Here is a 19,765-nt window from a genome sequence, read left to right as displayed (position 1 = left end):
CCGCTTTCCCTGAATACCGGCCGGCGCGAGCAATGCTCCGCCGGCCTTTTTATTGCGTTGCGTCGCCCGGCCGGCACATGTCGATCCAGCGCGCGCCCGTCAGCTCGGCAAGCCGATCGGGGCTGATGCGCACCGAAGCCGTCCGCGACCCCGCGGCCGGATAGACAATCTCGAAATCCCGCAGCGATACGTCACAATAAACCGGCAGCGGCCGTGCGAGCCCAAATGGGCATATGCCGCCCACAGGGTGCCCGGTCAGCGCCTCGACCTCGTCTGCGCCAAGCATTCGCGGGCGCCCGCCTAGCGCATCCCTGGTCTTGCGGTTATCGAGCCGCGCGTCGCCGCGCGTGACGATCAGCATCACGACATCGGCGATCCGCACCGACAGCGTCTTGGCGATCTGGCCGGGCAGGACGCCGAGGGCTTCCGCAGCCTCTGCTACCGTCGCCGTGCTGGTAGCCTGGGTGGTGATAGCAATCTCGGGTGCGTGTTTTGTAAGGAAGGCGCGAACGGATTCGAGGCTCATGGGTTCGTATGAGTTTGAGGGTGCTGGGCTGACATAAGTGTCCCTTTCACATCATTCCGCATCGGGGTGCTTTAGACCAACCTTCCCCCAAGGCTGGCCGATCCAGCGCCGATAGATGTCGTGGGTGAGCCAGAGCAGCGGAATCCGGCGCTCCGCGAGACCCGGCAGGCTCCACATGTCGAAGCCGGCGAACGGAAGAAACGGGTTTCGCCGGCTATAGGCGAAGAGTTCGATACGGGTGGATGCCCGCTCGCTGTGACCACGTGCATGAAAGCCGAAGGTGTCCGCGACCACCAGCGTATTGGCAGGCACGGCGAAGGCGCTAGGCTCCGGTAGGCCGAGGGAGGCTAATTCGTCACGCGTTATCCGCAATGATCCGCGCGCCGACAACACGTCGCTTCCTTTCCCTGCGGTGAGGCTGCGGCCTTGCTCCCAGGCGAGGCGTTGGGGCGTCAGCCGGTGTGATCCTGCGACATAGGTCAGAGGTCCCTCTTCGGGCGCGACATCCTCGAGGAACAGCCAGGCCTTCATCGTCGGATGAAAGGTGTCGGCGTGGAGGTGGGTCTGCGGATCCGGCGGTGCATCGAGGCGCTGGCTGAGGATCGTCTGGACATAGAGCAGGGGCTCGATATCGAAACTCGCGACATAGCGCGCCAGTGTGCGCCAGCGTCGGTCGCGCACGAAGGCCCGCATCGCCGGAACCGCGGCGAGAAGCTCCGGATCGACGGCGTAGCGCCGGGTGATGGTGTCGCCCTGCACCATCTCTCGGGCGGGCCCCTTCCATGCGAGTAGCTGGCGGTGCAGCGCTGCAAAGACGTCCGGCGCCAGGAAGTTGCGCTTCATGACAAATCCATCGCGTTCGAAGGCTGCAACATCGGCGGGATCCGCGGCCTTCCCAAGCCTGACGCGACGGCGCTCCGCCAGTGCTCGCGCAAGTTCGACGCGGCGCGCATGCAGGCCGCGCCGGTTCAGTCGCTCAGACCCGATAAGCGGGTTGTCGCGGAAGGATTTGGCGCCGGTAAGCAGTTGCGCCGCCCACCAGGGCGTAAGCAGCGAGCGGAGGATTGAACCGGTCATGCGGTGGCCCTTAAGCGATTCCTCGCTCTTTTAATATGGCTTCGATCGGGCCTACGTCGCTGGGGTTGTTGAGTTCGATCGCATCCCAGCCGATCGGCTCAAACGGCACAACGCCGACCGCCATGCCGGCATCAAGGAAGCGAAGCTGCTCGAGCCCCTCGAGCCGCTCGATCTGCGAAATTTCCAAGGCGACGTAGCGGCGCAGCGCCTCGGGCCGATAGGCATAGACGCCGATGTGGAGGTGGACCGGCGGGAAGGCCTGTGCGGCTGCTTCTGGTGGCAGATGCGGGATTACCCGCTTCGAGAAATACAGCGCGCGATGGTCGCTGCCGAACACAACGGTCGTGCCGCCGACGCGGCCCTGCGCCTGATCTTCGACGAGGTGGTCGTAAACACTCTGCGAGCAGCGGATTGCCGGAGTGATCATTGCGACGTCCGGTGCCGCGGCCAACGTGTCGATCAAGGCGGTGACGACATGCGCCGGCGTGAGCGGGGCATCGCCCTGCAGATTGACCACGATTTCGGGGGAGATCCCCAGCCGGGCGATGGCATCGGCGCAGCGCTCGGTGCCGTTGGCGCAACTCTCCGCAGTCATCACCACCTGTCCGCCGAAATCGCGCACCGCGTCGGCGATGCGCTCGTCGTCGGTGGCAATCCAGATCGAGCCGGGATCGGCGATAGCCGTCGCGCAGTCCCAGCTGCGCTGTACCAGCGGCTTGGCCACGCCGCTGGCGCCGACGAGCGGCGCCAGGGGTTTGGCCGGGTAGCGCGAGGATTTGTAGCGGGCCGGGATGATGACCGCGAGATCGGTCATGACGAAAGCTTCAAGCCTAGCTCAGCCCGTAGCGGACGAAGTCGTGGATGTGGACTATGCCGGCGGGAAATTCCGGCCGATCCTGGTCCATCACGAAGACGGTGGTGATCTTGCAGTCGTTCATGATCATCAGCGCATCTTCGGCGAGCGTGTCCGGCGGGACGGTCTTGGGGCTGGCCGTCATCACCGCGGCAGCGGTCCCGTCGAGCAAGTCCCCGATATGGCGCCGCAGATCGCCATCGGTAATCACACCAACGAGCCGGCCATCGTCATCGGCGACGCCGGCAACGCCGAAGCCGATCGAGGTCATCGTCATGATCACGTCGCGCATCGGCGTGTCGAGCGCTACCAGCGGCAAGCTGGCGCCGCTGTGCATCATTTCGGTCACAGCCATCAGCCGCAGCCCGATCGCGCCGCCGGGATGGAGGAGTTTGAGGCTGTCACGCGCGACGCCGCGCACGTCCATCAACGCCATCGCCAGCGCATCGCCGAGCGCCAGCATCATTATGGTCGAGGTGGTAGGCGCGATGTTGCTGGGGCAGGCTTCTCGCACCTGCGGCAGCAGCAGCCGCACGTCGGCAGCCTGCATGACCGGCGAATCTGCGCGTGAAGCGATACCGATGATGCGGATGCGCAGGCTGCGGCAATGCTGCATGATCGGCGTCAATTCGGTGGTGGCACCGGAATTGGACAGCACAATCATGGTGTCGCCGTGCTGCACCATGCCGAGATCGCCATGGGCGGCTTCGGCGGGGTGAATGAAAATGGCCGGGGAGCCGGTGGCCGAAAGAGTGGCGGCGATTTTGCGCGCGATGTGGCCGGATTTTCCCATGCCAGTGACGACGACGCGCCCCTTGGTAGCCTCAAGCAGCCGGACAGCCGAAGAGAAACTATCGTCGAGGAAAGCCTCGAGCTGCACTAGGGCATCGATCTCGGCCTTCAAGACCTCCCGACCCCGGGACAATATATTCGGATTGGTCGCGTTGGACCGGATATCGTGGGTTATCACGCTCGTCTCCCTGGCCCCCACAGCGTTACCGTAAAATAGCCCGACTGGCATTTGTTGCAACAGCTTATTGCGGCAATGCACAAATCCGTGCCTTTTATGAGCCTAATCCGATAACAACGTCCCCATTGTCGGTGATCAACTTGGAAACGTCGCGCCAGGCTCAAGTTTGCGCTCGCCGTTCGATCGCGCGGCGGGCGATCAGCCCGTAAGGCACCTTCCCTGACGATCTAGCTCGCTCGTTACCGACTTGGGGCCCTTCAACGGCCAGGGGCGCATCGCCGCCATCCCCCGATCCGAACTTCAGTTGTGCGACATCATTGCCTCGCGCAATCAATGTAAGGGCCATGCGCTCGACATCGGCGCGTCCAATGGAGACTACGCCACCGGAGGCGGTCGGTCGCGTTGACTGAAGAGCGAGAGGGAACAGGTGAACGGCGATGCCGCCCGGGCGAAGGCAATGCATGGCGCGCTCGACGAAATCCGCTGCGGCACCGACCGAATCGAAAGCGCCGACTGTCCCCATCGACCACAGAAAATCAAACCCGCGGAGATCGTCCGGTAGCTGTCCGTTCATCTCGACGGCGCGATCGAAGGAAATGGTCGTGCAATCGTCTCCGGACAGAGCGAGGTCGAGAGCATGATCCTGGCCCGACAAGGACAAACCGCGCGCGCCCGGCCGCAACAGCCCATAAACGTCGAGAACCTGCAGCAAGAACGCCCGGCTCCACGTCTCAGATTCGGTTGCCCCCCGCTCCTGAACGGCACTGCTGCGCGTGCTGAAGGCGCCCTCGCGCAACTGCGCCGAGGTCATTGGCTGTGAAACAGGCGCATCGAACAGTGCCGGTCCGTTATCGACCAAGCGGTGCGGATGATCGAGCGCGTTGGTTCCAAACCGCGTCGGCTCGAGCGCCTCTGCAGGGACATTGCTTCCGTCTGCGCCCAGCTCCCGCGCCTCGATCAGCACTCCGGATGCGATGGCATCGGTGCCCTGGGGGAAATAGCCGTAGATCGCATAGGTGACGCCGGCGACGGCATGCATGCGCAGGGTGAGCTCGCCACCATCCTGCGCAAGCGCCGCCATCGAACCGGCCGTCGCATCGACGAGGGACACGCTCTGACGGCCCGGCGAATAGGCTTGCAGTTGGACTCGAAGTTCGCCTCTAGCGGCTTTCAGGGCATCGAAACGGATCGTAAAGACCACCCGTCCTGGACGGAATTCGAGATACTGGGTGTGGAATCCATATTTCGGATCAGGGCTTGGCTCGGGTCCGCCGAGCGGCTTGATGGCGCTGGCAATGCTCGCGAGATAGCTGAAGGCGTCGATCTCGCGTACTGCGGCTTGGGATTCCGTTCCGGTCAAAATCCTACCGCGACAAGATCAGCATCTGATCGATTCGCGCGGGCCGCGCGAGGATGCCTTCGATTGTGGTCTGGAACACGCCCTCGATCGGATCGATGATCTGGAAGGCGAAGCCGTGGCTCATTATCTCCCTCAGGAAAGCGCCAGCATCGGAATAGCGGCTACTGGCGAACTCGAGAACGATCGTGAGCGGCCGGCCGCTGCGCAGGATTCCCTGCATGCCCGACCACACGCGTTCCTCGGCGCCCTCGACGTCGATCTTGATGAAGTCGATCTTCTCGGCATTGGGCAACTCGTCCAGCCGCAAGGTAGGCACCGCAACCGATTCGAACTGCGGGTCGCCCACCACTGCTGCGTCAACGAAAGCGTTTTTCGGTTCGCCGTGCGGGATGAACAACACTGCCTCGCCGGACTTGTCCGATAGCGCCGCGCCATGGACGACCGTGTGATCGGAGAAGCCGTTTATCGCGACGGTGTTGACCAACCGCGCCGCGATGGCCGGATTAGGTTCGAAGGCATGCACCTGGCCGGATGGTCCGACCAGATCACTCATCAGCAGCGTGAAGTAACCCAGATTGGCCCCACAATCCACCGCGACCATGCCGGCGGCGATGCGCTGGACGATCGCCTCTGTCACCCACATCTCCCAGTAGCCATCGAGAAGCATGTGCGAGGAGAAGCCGATATCGCTGGTGTCGACGAACATCTTGTAGCGGCCGAGCACGTTGCAGAGCGACGTTCCCTTGCCCAGATAAGCATTGGCACACATCCCGCGAATGACGGCCTCGTTATGGTCGCGTCGCGACTTCTTCAGCGCGCCGAGATCCAATATGCCCTTGCCCCTGCCGTGCTTCCGGGCCGAACTTGGACGGGATACCCTTCTCCACGCATGGTACAGGGAAGCTAAAGGCATTGAGTTCGCCTATTCGTGAACCGCGATCTTGGCAGCGGTATGGGTGTATGGGGATGGAGCTCATGAGCGCCCGCGGCAACGCGTGAAATATGTCGAAAAGTCCGAAAGCCTCTTGCTGCAACGCATGCTGAACGGAAATTGCGTTGATCGTCATGTTACTTTGGCTGCTCGATAGCCGCAGCCGTACAGCGTTTCAACCACGCAGATGATCCGGGCCGCCAGCATTGCCAATCGCCAGGTGCAGCGCCATATTCCGTGTGCGGAGATTGAATTTGAACCAGGCTGGATTTGGGCAGGGCGGCGACAGAGGCTGGCTGCAGCGCATGAATACGCTGACCGCCCGGCGCGGTGACGGGCCGCGGCCGCAGGTTCCGGCGGGGCAGCGTGTCTATGCGATCGGCGATGTCCACGGCCGGCTCGACCTGCTGCTGCCGCTGCTGGCGCAGATCCGCGACGATATCGCCGCCCGCGCGCCGGCCGACAACCATGTCGTGCTGCTCGGCGACCTGGTCGATCGCGGGCCTTATTCGGCGGAGACGATCGAATATGTCCTGTCCCATCTCCCCGGCTTCGCCACCTTCCACCTGCTAATGGGCAATCATGAGGAGGCGATGCTCCGGGCTCTCGATCCGCTGGAGGACCGCAGCGAGAATCTGTGGCTGAAGTTCGGCGGCTATGAGACGCTGGCGAGCTATGGCGTCCCGGTCGCGACGTTGGGCGAGCAGCTGCCGCCGGTCGAGATGCTGCGGCACTATATCCCCGAACGGCATCGCCAGTTCCTCGACAGCCTGCCGGATGCGATCCGCTTCGGCGACTATGTGTTCGTCCATGCCGGCATACGGCCGGGGGTGCCGCTGGAAGAGCAGGTTTCGACCGACATGCGATGGATCCGTCACGAGTTCCTGCAGCATCGCGGCGAGTTCGGCGCATGCATCGTCCACGGCCACTCGATCTCGACCGAGCCCGACGTCCAGGCCAATCGCATCGGCATCGATACCGGCGCCTATCGCAGCGGCGTGCTGACCGCGCTGGGGCTGGAAGGCGACAGGCGGTGGCTGGTGCGCGCCAGCGTCGTCGATGGCGAAGTTCAAACGAAATTAAGCAGCTTGGGTTAAGCCCCGACTCGGGGGTGGGCGCCTGCGGCTGGGGGAACCGGCGGCGCGCCTCGCCGGTAACGAGGAGGAGCGCCGCATGCGGCGGGTGCGCGGACGTTCGGCTCTTGCCGTCGAAGCCCATGAGGAGATCGATGCGGTCCGGTTTCGCTTCGTGCGGGGCCTGTTCCCGCGCGGCGGCGAGCATGACCAGCAGTCGCTGGCCAACCGCGTCCGCATGGCGGTCGACGCGCTGCCGATGCTGCTGCTGGCGAACGTCGCCGTCGCCTGCGGCCTGTGGCTGGTCCGCGCGCCGCGGCTCGGCCTGGCGCTCTGGTCGATCGTCGCGCCGCTGGCGTTGCTCCTCGCCGCCGGCGCAGCGGTCCGCCGCCTCGCCCGCCACAGGCAGCCAGGGCGCAGGTCGCCGGAACACATGCACGGACTGGTCGCGCTGTTCGGACTGGCGCAGGGCCTGTGCTGGTCGACGTGGATGCTCGGCGCGGCGCGCGACATGACCTCGCCGAACTGGCCGGTCGCGGCGATCGCCTATTCGGCGCTGCTTGTGATCACGACATTGGTTTTTGCGCCTGTCCCCACAGCCGCGCTGGCGCTTTGGCTGACCCTGTCGATCAGCGTCGCGCTGGCGGTGGGTCATTGGATGACGCTGGTCATTCTTATCCCGCTGCTGGGCATCGCCACGGTCGCGCTCGGCGGCATTTCGGAGCGCAGCTACCTCGCCTCGCGCCGCTGGCTCGCCAACGCCGCCTCCGCGCTGAAGGCGGCGGTGCTGCTGCGCGAGTTCGAGGAGAACCGGCGCGGCTGGTTCTGGGAGACCGATGCGCGCGGCCTGCTCAGCTATATCTCGCCGCAGATCGCGGCCGCGCTCGACCTGTCGCTCGACGACCTGCTCGGCACGCCGATGACCGGCCTCGTCCTGCACGAACGACGCGACGTGCGCGGCACCGGCGACGGCGAGCGCACGCTGGGCTTCCACCTGTCGACCCGGCTCGCCTTTTCCGAGATCGCGGTGCGCGCCGCGGCGGGGCAGGACGTCCGCTGGTGGTCGCTGTCCGGACGGCCGGCCTTCGACGAATATGGCACTTTCCTGGGCTTTCGCGGCAGCGGTACCGACCTGACCGAGATGCGCCGCTCCGAAGCCGAGGTGAAGCGGCTGGCCAGCTATGATGCGCTGACCGGCCTGCCCAACCGCATCCTGATGCGCCGCACCCTGGACGAGTCGTTGCATAACGTCACCGGGCGCGCCAAGCCGACCGCGCTGTTCATGCTCGATCTCGACCGCTTCAAGTCGGTCAACGATACGCTCGGCCACCCGATCGGTGACATATTGCTGCGGCAGGTCGCGGATCGCCTGCGCCGCGTCGTCCATAATGATGGCCAGGTCGGCCGGCTCGGCGGCGACGAGTTCAACGTCGTGCTGCCCGGCATCGTCGAGACGAGCCGGCTGGCGACCCTCGCCAGCGCGATCATCGCCGAGGTCTCCAAGCCCTATTCGATCGAGGGTTCGCATGTCTCGATCGGCGCGTCGATCGGCATCGCCATCGCGCCCGACGACGGCGCGAGCGCCGACAAGCTGGTCCGCAACGCCGATCTCGCGCTCTACGCGGCCAAGGCCGACGGCAAGGGCGTCCACCGCTTCTACGAAGCCGAGATGCACGCCACCGCCAAGGAGCGGCGGCTGCTCGAAATGGACCTGCGCAATGTGATGGGCGAGGGCGGGCTGCATCTGGTCTACCAGCCGGTGGTCGACGCCGAGAGCGAGACGATCGTCTGTTTCGAGGCGCTCGCGCGCTGGAACCATCCGACGCGCGGGCCGGTGTCGCCCAGCGACTTCATTCCGATTGCCGAGGAAATCGGGCTGATCGCGCAGATCGGCGAATGGGTGCTCCGCACCGCCTGCATGGAAGCGGCGAACTGGCCCGATCCGGTGCGCATCGCCGTCAATATCTCGCCGATCCAGTTCGCCAGCCCGGCGCTGCCCGGCATCGTGATGAGCGCGCTGGCCGCGGCCCAGCTGCCGCCCCACCGGCTCGAGCTGGAGATTACCGAGGGCGTCTTCCTGAACGACGATGCCGCCACCGACGCGATGTTCGCGAAGCTCAAGGCGATCGGCGTCCGCTTCGCGCTCGACGATTTCGGCACTGGCTATTCGTCGCTCGGCTATCTGAAGAAGGCGCCGTTCAACAAGATCAAGATCGACCAGAGCTTCGTGCAGGGCGCCGCCGTGCCGGGCAACCGCAACGCGGCGATCATCCGCGCGATCGTGGCGCTGGCGCAGAGCCTGGACATGGAGACGACCGCCGAGGGCGCCGAGACGCCCGAGGAACTGGCGCTGATCCGCTCGCTCGGCTGCAGCCACATTCAGGGCTATATCTTCGGGCGGCCGATGCTGTCGGACGAAGCGCGGGCGCGGGTGGCGAGTTCGAGCAAGCTCGTCATGCCGGCGCTGCTGGTCAGCCGCGACCCGCGCACCGCGGTGCTCCGCGCCGCGACGATCCGCAGCCGGCATGGCACCGAGACCGGCCGCGTCCGCAACCTGTCGCGCTCCGGGGCGATGATCGAATGCGGGATCGGCTTTCGGCCCGGCGAGGCGGTGACGCTCGATTTCGGCGACGGCCGGCCGGTGCGCGGCGTGATCCGCTGGGCGGACGAGGACCGCTTCGGCGTGGGGTTCGACGAGCCGATCGAAGCCGAGCAGATGAGCCCGCAGCGCATGTTGCGAAGCGCAGCGGGCTAGCAGCGCCCGGCTTTCGCGCAGATAGCGGGCGATCGCCAGTATCCGGCCGGAGTGCGCGCCATGCTTCCGGGCGTTGCGATTGCCGCGCGGCGCGCCGCTGCCCTTGCCGCCATGCATCCGGCAACGCGCCCGCCCGCCCACCGCCGGCGCGCGGCACGGCGACCCGGCCCGGGTGCGCGCTCCGCAGCGTGGTGCATTGGCCAGAATTTCCGGTTGCAAGGGGTTGTTCGCCGGATTTTTCATTTTCTTCGGCTGATGCCGGCCGGGAAGGAAGTTCCGGTGGCCGCGATTCCCCGTCCCTCCGCGCCAGGCGACGCCATGGTCGAGGCCATCATACATCCATTTCCGTCATCCCGGACGTGATCCGGGATCCCGCTTCTCTGTTCCTCGCTCGGCCCGTTGCGCATCGGCGAAAGGCAGTGGGATCCCGGATCAAGTCCGGGATGACGATGGTGTGGAAGAGGGGGAGAGGGCGGCTGCTCACTTGCCGCCGCCGGGGCTTGCCGGCCGCGTGGCGCGATCGGCGCGGGCGATCGCCTCCAGCGAGGTGCGGCAGCTCGACTGCGCTCGCAGCGCCAGACGGATATAGTCCTTCGCCGCGCCCCGCGAATCCTTGAAAACCTCCACGGCGTGATTGGTCATGTCGAAGAAGATGCCATCGAGCGAGACCGCGTGCTCCATAAGCTCCCGCATCAGCGCCAACGGATCGTCCGGCTCGGCGCCGGCGGCTTCGCCGTGCGATAGCTGGGGGGTGCTGCTCATCTCGTTCATCGGCCTGCCTTTCGATGCGGGCGCATAAGGGCCGGCGCGGCGTCGCGATGGGAGAGGGTGCGTCGGGCCGGTCAAGGGCGCTCGGGTGCGGTTTGGAGACAGGGATGCGTAGCGGGAATAGAGGGGAAATACAAGAACAAAAACCGAACAAATGGGAAGTGGGGCTGGCCAGCGCGGGACGTGGTCGTGGCTGGCTATGGGCCGATAGCTGAACGGCCGGTCTAGCTGAGAAAACAGGAAAGCTGACCGACAGCTTTCGGGTGGGTCTAGCAGGCGTTGCCTATCCAGCGGTAGCATGGGCCTGAAGACATAGCCGCAAACGAACGATATGAACTCAGGATGGCCCGGCTGCTACTGTTCAACAAACCCTTCGGGGTTTTATCGCAATTCACCGACCGCGGATCGCCAACGGTTCGGTCGACCTTGTCCGACTTCATTGCGGTGAAGGGCGTCTATCCCGCGGGGAGGCTTGATCGGGACAGTGAGGGCCTGCTGCTGTTATGCGATGATGGGCGGCTGCAGGCGCGAATTGCCGATCCACGCTTTAAGCTGCCCAAGACCTACCTTGTGCAGGTCGAAGGCGATCCGCAGGAGCTGGAACTAGAGCACTTGCGGCAGGGCGTCCGGCTCAAGGATGGCATGACCCTGCCGTCCGACGTTGCTCGCATTGATGAGCCGGACCTGTGGCCGCGCGATCCGCCGATACGCCAGCGCAAGCTCATCCCCGACAGCTGGCTAAAAATCACCATCCGCGAAGGGCGCAACCGGCAAGTGCGCCGAATGACGGCGGCGGTCGGGTTGCCCACCCTGAGGCTGGTGCGCTGGTCGATCGGCGACTGGGCTGTCGCCGGTATCGCGCCGGGCCAGTTCGAGGAGTTCCCTAGTCTGGGCGAGATTACCAGTGGCACGTATGACCGATGACGCAGTCCTCGCCTAGCAGCTCGTACAAAGGCCAATCGGCAGGGTTTTGATTTGCAATGAATTATCGCCATTCCTTCCATGCTGGCAACAGCGCCGATGTCGTGAAGCATAGCCTCCTGATCGCCCTCGTCCGGGCCTTGCAGCTCAAACAGGGCGCGCTGACCCTGATCGACACCCATTCCGGTTGCGGGCTCTACGACCTTGACGACGATCGGGCCCAACGCACCGGCGAGGCCACGCAGGGCGTGCTGCAGACCTTTGCCGACCCGAACCCTTTGCTGAACGACTACCGCGCCGCCGTACAGGCGGTGAATGTCGGGGCCGAGCCGCACCTCTACCCCGGCTCGCCGCGCATTCTGGCGCAGTTTCTACGCCCGCAGGACTTCCTGATCCTCAATGAAAAACATCCCGAGGACGCCAGTATCCTGCGCGGCGCGATGCGCGGCACACCCGCTTCCGTGCATGAGCGCGACGCCTACGAGCTTTGGCTGGCGATGCTCCCGACCCGCACCGGGCGCGGCGTGGTGGTGGTTGATCCGCCGTACGAGCAGACAGACGAACGCGCCCGTATCACAGCCACCCTCGCCGCCGCTTACCGCAAATGGGCGCATGGCGTGACGGTGATCTGGTATCCGCTGAAAGACCAGGCCACGCATTGGCGGTGGAAGGAGCAGTTACGCAAGCTCGGCATCCCAAAATTTATGGGCGTGGAGCATTGGCTGTATGATAGCGTTCAGCCCGGTTCCTACAACGGCGCGGGTCTTTTCATCGTCAACCCGCCATACGCCTTCACGCAGGCGCTGCCGCCTCTGTTGGAAGCCCTCCGCGCCGCACTGGCGCCGGAAGGGCATAGGGGCAAAATCACAGCTGATTGGTTGGACGATTAAAATAGACCTGCATCGCCGCCTTGTCCCAAAGGAGGAATTGCCGCACGGCAGGTTGCAGCAAAGCATCTCGCGAGTTTCGCTCGATGTCGGATTTTGGCTGGTGACCATCGCTTCACTTGCACTACGTTAATCACGCAACGCCGGTAGGTCCGCTTTCTCCGCAGCTAGATTGTCTAAGGCACTGGGAACGGCAGCTAAGTCCCCCAGATCTAGTCATCCAGACCCATTGGTAACGCTGGTCTGCTTTCAGGTGATCGGCGGGCCAGCTGCAATGGCAGATATTAGGGCGCGTAGCCGCCGCATCGATACTAAAGCCGAAAGGGCAGCTTCAACTCGTTGAGATTATTCCGCACCGGGAGGCTGAGGGCCGCTCCTAACAACAGCCACCTGCCTCCCAGTCGCCGAGATGCTCGGCACCAATCATCATCCGACCTACCCCACCAGCTGCTTGAGTAGTATCCCAAAGGCCAGTTCGAGCCGCTCAGGCGAAAGCGGCATCTATCTCAACGACGAACGTCGTAAGACAACCCGCATTCAACTCCAATTCCGGGGGCACAATACTCAATTTATCAATGATAGCCTTTGGCGTCGCGCGCCGCGGCAAGCGTCGTCTTGACCGCGCTTATCGCGAATAGACAGGATCGCCGTATCCGCGGGTGGCCCGGTGCTTGAGCAGGTCATATTGCCCGCCCTTCCTGATCCCGGTGTAAAGCTCCACGCGGTTGAAGCCGGGGACGATCTTGCGTTTGAAGATCCGCCATTCGCCATTTCGGCGCTCGAAGATGTCGATATAGCGACCGCCGAAGGTGAATTCGATGACGTCGTCGTCCTTGAAACCCGCTGCCAGGGCATTCTGTTCTCCCAGCAGGGCCGCGCGGCTCGCATGGGTTGGATAGGACAGGTGAAAGGCGGTCAGGTACATCTCCACGAAAGCCCGATCTCCGTCCAGTTCGATCAGGATGTTGGAGATGCTGTGCTGGCTGGCCTCCCACATGTCGGGTATCAGCTTTTCAAACAGACCAGGGATGATCTCGACCGCCGGACCTTCCGCCGGTCCGCCGTCAAATCCGCCGTCTTCCCAGAAAGTGGTCTTGAAAAGTTCAACGTCGAGCCGGTCTGCCGCACGGGCGTATCGGTGAATGACATCGGTGATTTGCTGGCGATCCAGCAGCTGCGCGATTGCAAGCGACTGATTTTCCATAGTGTCTTTAACCCAATGAGGGATGCAGCGTCAGCACAAATGCGTGAAATCGCAGCCGATCAAAAGCGGGATTGGTCATGCCAGGTCAGGCAAGCACGCTATCCGCAAGCTTGGTATCGATCAGCTCGCGCATCATCAGGATCTTGTCACCCCTGAAGTGAATGAATGCGGCATAGTCACCATCAAATCTCTTGCCGTTCACCAATTCGCATTTGCCGGAAAATGTTGCAGCCACGAGATCGCCTTCCTCGACCATCTCGTGGAACGTGAATTGACCAGGCCCCACCAATGCCGACGAAAATGCTTCGAGCTGTTCCAGTATTTGGGACAGCGTCCGCGTGCCCCGCAGCACGGTGCTGCCCAGGAACTCGTGCGTGTAATCTTCCGTCACAAGGCTGAGGATGGTTTTCGCGTCTCCCCGCCCGACGGCGTCGCAATATTGACGTACGGCCTGCTTTTTTGCGCTTTCCATTGGATGTCCTCTCTTGAGCTCTGAGTTCTAAAGGGTTTGATGACCGTTATAACATGGCAGTTTCCGGGGTGAACTGGAGCATCTCGCACATCGCCTGGTTCTGGACGTCCGAAATCCTGCCCCGGCAGTCAGGAAGCGAAGCGGGACCGCGGGACTGCGCCGCCGATCTTGCTCCCGACCGGCAACACTTCTTCGAGAAAGCGAAGTGCGGCTCCCAAGGCCGCGTCCTGCCCCTCGTCTGCGTAAAATCCCAGTTGATCGTAGGGCAGCAGGACAAGCTTCTTCGGCTCCGCCGCCTTGCCATAGGCTTCCACCACTGGTCCGATGGGGTGGATGACCTCATAGCCAGTATTCATGACAATGCACAGCGGACGGGGCGAGATCTGGGAGATCGTCGCCGCCGGACTGAACTGAAGGACCTTTTCCAGCGATTCGAGGCTTATGTCGCCGCGCCAAGTGTCGGGCATCATCGTCTGAAAAGCGAGCGTGTCCTGGCTGGCCGGCATGGCGCAGATCTCCTCCGAGGAGAAAGGCAGTGAAACGGGAATGCGCAGGCTTGGGTGGCCCTGAAAGCGCCGGGCACGATCCTCATCTATCGCGTCCAGGAGCGTCTCCCACTGTTCGGCATTGCGCAGCGCACGCATCCACCCGCGGCCGTCGACGATGGGCACCTGGGCGATCACGGCACGAGCACGGCGGTCGCGCGCTATGGCACCGAGCACCATGGCACCGCCGAAGCTGGTTCCCCACAGCGCGATACGATCATGCTCGACTTCGTCGCGGGTCTGGAGGTAACTGATTGCGGCGCTGAGATCGTCCATCTGTCGCTCGGGGAAGACTTCGCCGCGAACCTCCCCGCCGCTTGTACCGAAACTTCGGTAGTCGATCGCGAGCGTGACATAGCCCGCCTTCGAGAAAAACTCGCCTTGCGGAGCCAGCATTTCGCGAACACCGCTGAAGCCGTGGCCCGCAACGATCGCGGGCCGTTTTTCGCCACGCTGCATGTCCGGAGGGACATAGAGATCCGCATGCACCTCCGTGCCGTCGACGAGAAATCTTACCTGCTCGGGCATCTCTCTATCGTTCTCCTCTCGTGCCGGCCGGTGCCGCAGAATATTCTAACGTCGATTTGAGGATCGTGCCGCAGATTTGTCAACCGCGTGATCCTGGAGGAGCTTTCCCAACCTGACAGAGGCTTAGCTTGACGCGCCGCCCCGATGCGCGCACAGCCGCTGTATTGGCACTCCCCCAGAGGGACTGCCAGATCGCAATCTGGTGGCGCTGGCTTCCGCTTGTGAAAGCGATGATCCCGTCGCTGCCCAGCGAGAGGATAGTCCCATGACATTTCGGCCCCTGCACGACCGCGTTCTCGTCCGCCGTCTCGAAGCCCCCGAGAAGACCGCAGGCGGGATCATCATTCCCGACAATGCCAAGGAAAAGCCGCAGGAAGGCGAGATCGTCGCCGCCGGCACCGGCCTGCGCGCCGAGGACGGCACGATCACCGCGCTGGACGTGAAGGCCGGCGACAAGATCCTGTTCGGCAAATGGTCCGGCACCGAGATCAAGATCGGCGGCGAAGACCTGCTGATCATGAAGGAAAGCGACGTACTGGGCATCGTCGGCTGATCCGGATCGGCCGATCCGGGGCGGATGATCTGCTCGATCGGCCCGAGCCATTCGTCGCTTCACCTGCGTGACGCCGGCCCGATTGCGGGCCGCAGCTCCGTTTTCAAAGGACTATCATCATGTCGGCCAAAGACGTAAAATTCGCCCGCGACGCCCGTGAGGGCATCACCCGTGGCGTCGATATCATCGCCAATGCCGTGAAGGTCACGCTGGGGCCGAAAGGCCGCCATGTGCTGATCGACAAGAGCTATGGCGCGCCGCGCATCACCAAGGACGGCGTCACCGTCGCCAAGGAAATCGAACTCAAGGACAAGTTCGAGAACATGGGCGCGCAGATGCTGCGCGCCGTGGCCTCCAAGACGCATGACCATGCCGGCGACGGCACCACCACCGCGACCGTGCTGGCGCAGGCGATCGTCCGCGAAGGCATGAAATCGGTTTCCGCCGGCATCAACCCGATGGACCTGAAGCGGGGCATCGACCTGGCCGTCACCGCGGTGGTCGCCGAGCTGAAGGCGCGATCCAAGCCGGTCGCCAACAACCAGGAGATCGCGCAGGTCGGGATCATCTCGGCCAATGGCGACGAGACGGTCGGCCAGAAGATCGCCGAGGCGATGGAGCGCGTCGGCACCGAAGGCGTGATCACGGTCGAGGAAGCGAGCGGGGTCGAGTTCGAACTCGACGTCGTCGAGGGCATGCAGTTCGATCGCGGCTATCTGTCGCCCTACTTCATCACCGATGCCGAGAAGATGCTGGTCGAGCTCAACGACCCTTATATCCTGATCCACGAGAAGAAGCTGTCGAACCTGCAGGCGCTGCTGCCGATCCTCGAAGCGGTAGTGCAGAGCGGCCGGCCGGTGCTGATCATCGCCGAGGATATCGAGGGCGAGGCGCTGGCGACGCTGGTCGTCAACAAGCTGCGCGGCGGGCTGAAGGTCGCCGCCGTCAAGGCGCCGGGCTTCGGCGATCGCCGCAAGGCGATGCTCGAGGATATCGCGATCCTGACGGGTGCTCAGGCGGTTTCCGAGGATCTCGGCATCAAGCTGGAGAATGTCACCATCGACATGCTCGGCACCGCCAAGCGCGTGACGATCGACAAGGACGATACCACCATCGTCGACGGGGCGGGCAGCTCCGAGGCGATCAAGGGCCGCGTCGAGGCGATCCGGGCGCAGATCGATAACACCACCAGCGACTATGACAAGGAGAAGCTCCAAGAGCGTCTTGCCAAGCTCGCCGGCGGCGTCGCGATCATCAAGGTCGGCGGTTCGACCGAAGTCGAGGTCAAGGAGCGCAAGGATCGCGTCGACGACGCGCTGCATGCGACCCGCGCGGCCGTTGAAGAGGGCGTCGTGCCGGGCGGCGGCACCGCGCTGCTGTTCGCGGCCAAGGCGCTCAACGGCCTGACCGGGATCAACGAGGACCAGACCCGCGGCATCGACATCATCCGCAAGTCGCTCCAGGCACCGCTCCGCCAGATCGCGGAGAATGCCGGGCATGACGGCGGCGTGATCGCCGGGCGGCTGATCGACGGCGGCGATGAGAATATGGGCTTCAACGCGCAGACCGAAGACTATGAGAACCTGTTCCAGTCGGGCGTGATTGATCCCACCAAGGTGGTGCGTTCGGCCCTGCAGGATGCGGCATCGATCGCCGGTCTGCTCATCACCACCGAAGCCGGCATCGCCGACTATATGGACGAGAAATCGGCCCCGGCGCCGAGCTATGGCAGCTCGGACTACTAGAGTCGCATAGCCGGGCCCGGACATGCTTCCGGGGCCGGCCGGCGGCTCCGGCCGTATGCGAAGGATCGCCGCCATGACGTTGCACGATCTGTTCGGCCTGCATGATCCCGATCTGAAGGCGAGCCATTGGGACGAGGGCCGCTTCGTCACGACCTGCCGGCTGTGCGGCCGCGCGATGGTGAAGCCGCCCGGGGGGCAGGCATGGGTGATCGCGAAGACGACCCGATGAGCGTGCACGGCCGGGCTAAGGCAGCGGGATCCCGGATCAAGTCCGGGATGACGATTTATGGAGGAGAGCGTCCGCCTCCCTCCGATTCCCAGCCCGCCTACTGCGCCATCAATTCCGGGAAGAACGCCTCGTGCGCGGTGCGCAGGGCGCTGAGGGCGACGCCGGCGAGCTTGTCGCCGCCGGTGGTGCCGAGGCGGCGGGCGGTGACGCCGGCGGTGAGGGCGGCGGCGAGGACGGCGTTCGAGTTGGTGGTCGTGACGACGTAGCGGGCCTGGTCCTCGCCGAAGGCGGCGGCGTGGCCGAGCTGTTCGATCTCGGCGCCGATGCCGCCGGCCAGCGCCATTTCGGCGATGGCGACGAGCAGGCCGCCGTCGGCGATGTCGTGGACCGCGCTGACCCGGCCGTCGAGGATCAGCTCGCGGACGAAATCGCCGTTGCGCTTTTCGAGCTCAAGGTCGACCGGCGGCGGCGGGCCTTCCTCGCGGCCGGCGATGTAGCGCAGCCATAGCGACTGGCCGAGATGGTCGCCGGTCTCGCCGATCAGGACGATATGCTCGCCCGCGCCCTTGAAGGCGATCGTCGCCATTTTGTCGACATCGGCGAGCAGGCCGATGCCGCCGATCGCCGGCGTGGGCAGGATGGCGCTGCCTGTGCCGTCGTCGTTCTTGGTCTCGTTATAGAGGCTGACATTGCCCGACACGATCGGGAAGTCGAGCGCCAGGCAGGCCTTAGCCATGCCCTCGATCGCGCCGACGAACTGGCCCATGATCTCGGGCCGCTGCGGATTGCCGAAGTTCATGCAGTCGGTGGTCGCGAGGGGCTTCGCGCCGACCGCGGTGATGTTGCGCCAGCATTCGGCGATCGCCTGCGCGCCGCCCATCACCGGATCGGCGAAGACATAGCGCGGCGTGCAGTCCGTGCTGATCGCGATGGCCTTCCTGGTGCCGTGGACGCGCACGACGGCGGCGTCGCCGCCGGGACGCTGGACAGTGTCGGCGCCGACCATGTGGTCATATTGCTCCCAGATCCAGCGGCGGCTGGCGAGGTCGGGGCTGCCCATCAGCGCGATCAGGTTCTCGCCGATGCTGCCCCTGGCCGGGACGGTGCCGAGCGGCTTGGGCGCGCGGGTCGGCACCCAGGGGCGATCGTAGAGCGGCGCCTCGTCGGCGAGCGGGCCGAGCGGGATGTCGCACACCACGTCGCCGTCGAAGCGCAGCACCATGCGCCCGGTATCGGTGACGCGGCCGATCACCGCGAAGTCGAGCTCCCATTTGTGGAAGATCGCCTCGGCCTCGGCCTCGCGGCCGGGCTTGAGCACCATCAGCATGCGTTCCTGCGATTCGGACAGCATCATCTCATAGGGGGTCATGCCGGTTTCGCGGCAGGGGACGGCGTTCATGTCGAGCTCGATGCCGACGCCGCCCTTCGACGCCATCTCGACCGAGGAGGAGGTGAGGCCGGCGGCGCCCATGTCCTGGATCGCGACGATCACGTCGGTCGCCATCAGCTCGAGGCAGGCTTCGATCAGCAGCTTCTCGGTAAAGGGATCGCCGACCTGGACGGTGGGGCGCTTCTCCTCCGAATCCTCGGAGAAATCGGCCGAGGCCATGGTGGCGCCGTGGATGCCGTCGCGGCCGGTCTTCGAGCCGACATAGACGATCGGGTTGCCGATGCCGGAGGCGGCCGAATAGAAGATCTTGTCGGTGTCGGCGACGCCGACCGTCATGGCGTTGACGAGGATGTTGCCGTCATAGGCCTTGTGGAAATTGACCTCGCCGCCGACGGTCGGCACGCCGACGCAATTGCCATAGCCGCCGATGCCGTGGACGACGCCGGCGATCAGGTGGCGCATCTTGGGATGGTCGGGCCGGCCGAAGCGCAGCGCGTTGAGATTGGCGATCGGCCGCGCGCCCATGGTGAACACGTCGCGCAATATGCCGCCGACGCCGGTCGCGGCACCCTGATAGGGCTCGATATAGGAGGGGTGGTTGTGGCTCTCCATCTTGAAGATGGCGGCCTGGCCGTCGCCGATGTCGACCACGCCGGCATTCTCGCCGGGGCCGCAGATCACCTGCGGGCCGGTGGTGGGAAGCTTCTTGAGGTGGATGCGACTCGACTTGTAGCTGCAATGCTCGGACCACATCACCGAGAAGATGCCCAGCTCGGTGAGGTTCGGCGCCCGCCCCATGGCATGCAGGATGCGCTCATATTCCTCGATGGAGAGGCCGTGCTCGGCGACGATTGCTGGCGTGATCTCGGTCATGCGCGAGCCGATAGCGACTTGGAGCGGCTGCGCCTATCCCCCTTTTCCCTCTCCCGCTCGGGGAGAGGGCGGGGCCCGTTGCGCAGCAACGGGAGGGTGAGGGCC

The 19,765-nt window shown here is 64.5% G+C and carries 18 protein-coding genes and 1 pseudogene; 7 read left to right on the top strand and 12 right to left on the bottom strand.

What is annotated here, in order from left to right:
- Positions 1-49 precede the first annotated feature (49 nt).
- The 6 genes from AAC645_RS07680 to AAC645_RS07655 all read right to left on the bottom strand — a co-directional run bounded on the left by AAC645_RS07680 (position 50) and on the right by AAC645_RS07655 (position 5,615).
- Positions 50-526, bottom strand: coding sequence for a YbaK/EbsC family protein (locus tag AAC645_RS07680; RefSeq protein ID WP_340315025.1), 477 nt, complete (start codon positions 524-526; stop codon positions 50-52).
- 51 nt (positions 527-577) lie between these two features.
- Positions 578-1,603, bottom strand: a complete 1,026-nt coding sequence (locus AAC645_RS07675) for a phytanoyl-CoA dioxygenase family protein (RefSeq protein ID WP_340315024.1) — start codon at positions 1,601-1,603, stop codon at positions 578-580.
- Between the two features lie 10 nt (positions 1,604-1,613).
- A complete protein-coding gene (gene kdsB / locus AAC645_RS07670; protein WP_340315022.1) occupies positions 1,614-2,417 on the bottom strand; it encodes a 3-deoxy-manno-octulosonate cytidylyltransferase in 804 nt (267 codons plus the stop codon).
- 16 nt (positions 2,418-2,433) lie between these two features.
- Complete coding sequence (locus tag AAC645_RS07665) at positions 2,434-3,426, bottom strand: KpsF/GutQ family sugar-phosphate isomerase (RefSeq protein ID WP_340315021.1); 993 nt, start codon at positions 3,424-3,426, stop codon at positions 2,434-2,436.
- 160 nt (positions 3,427-3,586) lie between these two features.
- Positions 3,587-4,786: a hypothetical protein gene (locus AAC645_RS07660; RefSeq protein ID WP_340315020.1), complete on the bottom strand. Its 1,200-nt coding sequence runs from the start codon at positions 4,784-4,786 to the stop codon at positions 3,587-3,589.
- A 4-nt stretch (positions 4,787-4,790) separates the two neighbouring features.
- Positions 4,791-5,615: an FkbM family methyltransferase gene (locus AAC645_RS07655; protein ID WP_340315018.1), complete on the bottom strand. Its 825-nt coding sequence runs from the start codon at positions 5,613-5,615 to the stop codon at positions 4,791-4,793.
- Between the two features lie 356 nt (positions 5,616-5,971).
- Between AAC645_RS07655 and AAC645_RS07650 the strand changes: the two genes are divergently transcribed.
- Positions 5,972-6,814, top strand: a complete 843-nt coding sequence (locus tag AAC645_RS07650; protein WP_340315016.1) for a metallophosphoesterase family protein — start codon at positions 5,972-5,974, stop codon at positions 6,812-6,814.
- Positions 6,815-6,890: 76 nt separating this feature from the next.
- A complete protein-coding gene (locus tag AAC645_RS07645) occupies positions 6,891-9,545 on the top strand; it encodes an EAL domain-containing protein (protein ID WP_340315014.1) in 2,655 nt (884 codons plus the stop codon).
- A 102-nt stretch (positions 9,546-9,647) separates the two neighbouring features.
- Here AAC645_RS07645 and AAC645_RS20420 read toward each other — a convergent pair.
- A pseudogene (locus AAC645_RS20420) lies at positions 9,648-9,788 on the bottom strand (HGGxSTG domain-containing protein); the annotation flags it as partial.
- 237 nt (positions 9,789-10,025) lie between these two features.
- Positions 10,026-10,316 (bottom strand): hypothetical protein, encoded by a 291-nt coding sequence (locus AAC645_RS07640; protein ID WP_340315012.1) that lies wholly within the window; start codon positions 10,314-10,316, stop codon positions 10,026-10,028.
- Between the two features lie 339 nt (positions 10,317-10,655).
- On the opposite strand from AAC645_RS07640, the gene AAC645_RS07635 reads away from it, so the two are divergent.
- Positions 10,656-11,237: a pseudouridine synthase gene (locus tag AAC645_RS07635; protein ID WP_340315010.1), complete on the top strand. Its 582-nt coding sequence runs from the start codon at positions 10,656-10,658 to the stop codon at positions 11,235-11,237.
- A 56-nt stretch (positions 11,238-11,293) separates the two neighbouring features.
- The gene (locus AAC645_RS07630; RefSeq protein WP_340315009.1) at positions 11,294-12,124 is read left to right on the top strand and encodes a 23S rRNA (adenine(2030)-N(6))-methyltransferase RlmJ; all 831 of its coding nucleotides are present in this window, start codon (positions 11,294-11,296) and stop codon (positions 12,122-12,124) included.
- Positions 12,125-12,746: 622 nt separating this feature from the next.
- Here the strand turns inward: AAC645_RS07630 and AAC645_RS07625 are convergent.
- The 3 genes from AAC645_RS07625 to AAC645_RS07615 all read right to left on the bottom strand — a co-directional run bounded on the left by AAC645_RS07625 (position 12,747) and on the right by AAC645_RS07615 (position 14,870).
- Positions 12,747-13,325, bottom strand: a complete 579-nt coding sequence (locus AAC645_RS07625) for a nuclear transport factor 2 family protein (RefSeq protein WP_340315007.1) — start codon at positions 13,323-13,325, stop codon at positions 12,747-12,749.
- Positions 13,326-13,410: 85 nt separating this feature from the next.
- Complete coding sequence (locus AAC645_RS07620; RefSeq protein ID WP_340315005.1) at positions 13,411-13,797, bottom strand: nuclear transport factor 2 family protein; 387 nt, start codon at positions 13,795-13,797, stop codon at positions 13,411-13,413.
- Between the two features lie 128 nt (positions 13,798-13,925).
- On the bottom strand, positions 13,926-14,870 hold the full coding sequence (locus AAC645_RS07615) for an alpha/beta hydrolase (RefSeq protein WP_340315003.1): 945 nt from the start codon (positions 14,868-14,870) through the stop codon (positions 13,926-13,928).
- Positions 14,871-15,135: 265 nt separating this feature from the next.
- On the opposite strand from AAC645_RS07615, the gene AAC645_RS07610 reads away from it, so the two are divergent.
- The 3 genes from AAC645_RS07610 (at position 15,136) to AAC645_RS07600 (ending at position 17,397) form a co-directional block, all read left to right on the top strand.
- Positions 15,136-15,423, top strand: a complete 288-nt coding sequence (locus tag AAC645_RS07610; protein ID WP_340315001.1) for a co-chaperone GroES — start codon at positions 15,136-15,138, stop codon at positions 15,421-15,423.
- Positions 15,424-15,542: 119 nt separating this feature from the next.
- On the top strand, positions 15,543-17,168 hold the full coding sequence (groL, locus tag AAC645_RS07605) for a chaperonin GroEL (protein ID WP_340315000.1): 1,626 nt from the start codon (positions 15,543-15,545) through the stop codon (positions 17,166-17,168).
- A gap of 73 nt (positions 17,169-17,241) precedes the next feature.
- Positions 17,242-17,397 carry a hypothetical protein gene (locus AAC645_RS07600; RefSeq protein WP_340314999.1) on the top strand — a complete coding sequence of 52 codons (156 nt, stop codon included), beginning with the start codon at positions 17,242-17,244 and terminating at the stop codon, positions 17,395-17,397.
- Between the two features lie 97 nt (positions 17,398-17,494).
- Here the strand turns inward: AAC645_RS07600 and purL are convergent, their stop codons facing one another.
- Complete coding sequence (gene purL, locus AAC645_RS07595; RefSeq protein ID WP_340314997.1) at positions 17,495-19,660, bottom strand: phosphoribosylformylglycinamidine synthase subunit PurL; 2,166 nt, start codon at positions 19,658-19,660, stop codon at positions 17,495-17,497.
- Positions 19,661-19,765: the final 105 nt, after the last annotated feature.

Source organism: Rhizorhabdus argentea (assembly GCF_037861105.1).
GTDB classification, from domain to species: Bacteria; Pseudomonadota; Alphaproteobacteria; order Sphingomonadales; family Sphingomonadaceae; genus Rhizorhabdus; species Rhizorhabdus argentea.
Note: the sequence above shows the minus strand (reverse complement) of the source record. Positions and strands in the feature narration are given on the sequence as shown.

Coding starts and splice junctions, on each gene's coding strand:
- AAC645_RS07630 (WP_340315009.1), top strand. CDS start 11,294: ATGAATTATCGCCATTCCTTCCATGCTGGCAACAGCGCCGATGTCGTG.
- kdsB (WP_340315022.1), bottom strand. CDS start 2,417: ATGACCGATCTCGCGGTCATCATCCCGGCCCGCTACAAATCCTCGCGC.
- groL (WP_340315000.1), top strand. CDS start 15,543: ATGTCGGCCAAAGACGTAAAATTCGCCCGCGACGCCCGTGAGGGCATC.
- AAC645_RS07635 (WP_340315010.1), top strand. CDS start 10,656: ATGGCCCGGCTGCTACTGTTCAACAAACCCTTCGGGGTTTTATCGCAA.
- purL (WP_340314997.1), bottom strand. CDS start 19,660: ATGACCGAGATCACGCCAGCAATCGTCGCCGAGCACGGCCTCTCCATC.
- AAC645_RS07625 (WP_340315007.1), bottom strand. CDS start 13,325: ATGGAAAATCAGTCGCTTGCAATCGCGCAGCTGCTGGATCGCCAGCAA.
- AAC645_RS07615 (WP_340315003.1), bottom strand. CDS start 14,870: ATGCCCGAGCAGGTAAGATTTCTCGTCGACGGCACGGAGGTGCATGCG.
- AAC645_RS07610 (WP_340315001.1), top strand. CDS start 15,136: ATGACATTTCGGCCCCTGCACGACCGCGTTCTCGTCCGCCGTCTCGAA.
- AAC645_RS07675 (WP_340315024.1), bottom strand. CDS start 1,603: ATGACCGGTTCAATCCTCCGCTCGCTGCTTACGCCCTGGTGGGCGGCG.
- AAC645_RS07620 (WP_340315005.1), bottom strand. CDS start 13,797: ATGGAAAGCGCAAAAAAGCAGGCCGTACGTCAATATTGCGACGCCGTC.
- AAC645_RS07640 (WP_340315012.1), bottom strand. CDS start 10,316: ATGAACGAGATGAGCAGCACCCCCCAGCTATCGCACGGCGAAGCCGCC.
- AAC645_RS07600 (WP_340314999.1), top strand. CDS start 17,242: ATGACGTTGCACGATCTGTTCGGCCTGCATGATCCCGATCTGAAGGCG.
- AAC645_RS07645 (WP_340315014.1), top strand. CDS start 6,891: ATGCGGCGGGTGCGCGGACGTTCGGCTCTTGCCGTCGAAGCCCATGAG.
- AAC645_RS07680 (WP_340315025.1), bottom strand. CDS start 526: ATGAGCCTCGAATCCGTTCGCGCCTTCCTTACAAAACACGCACCCGAG.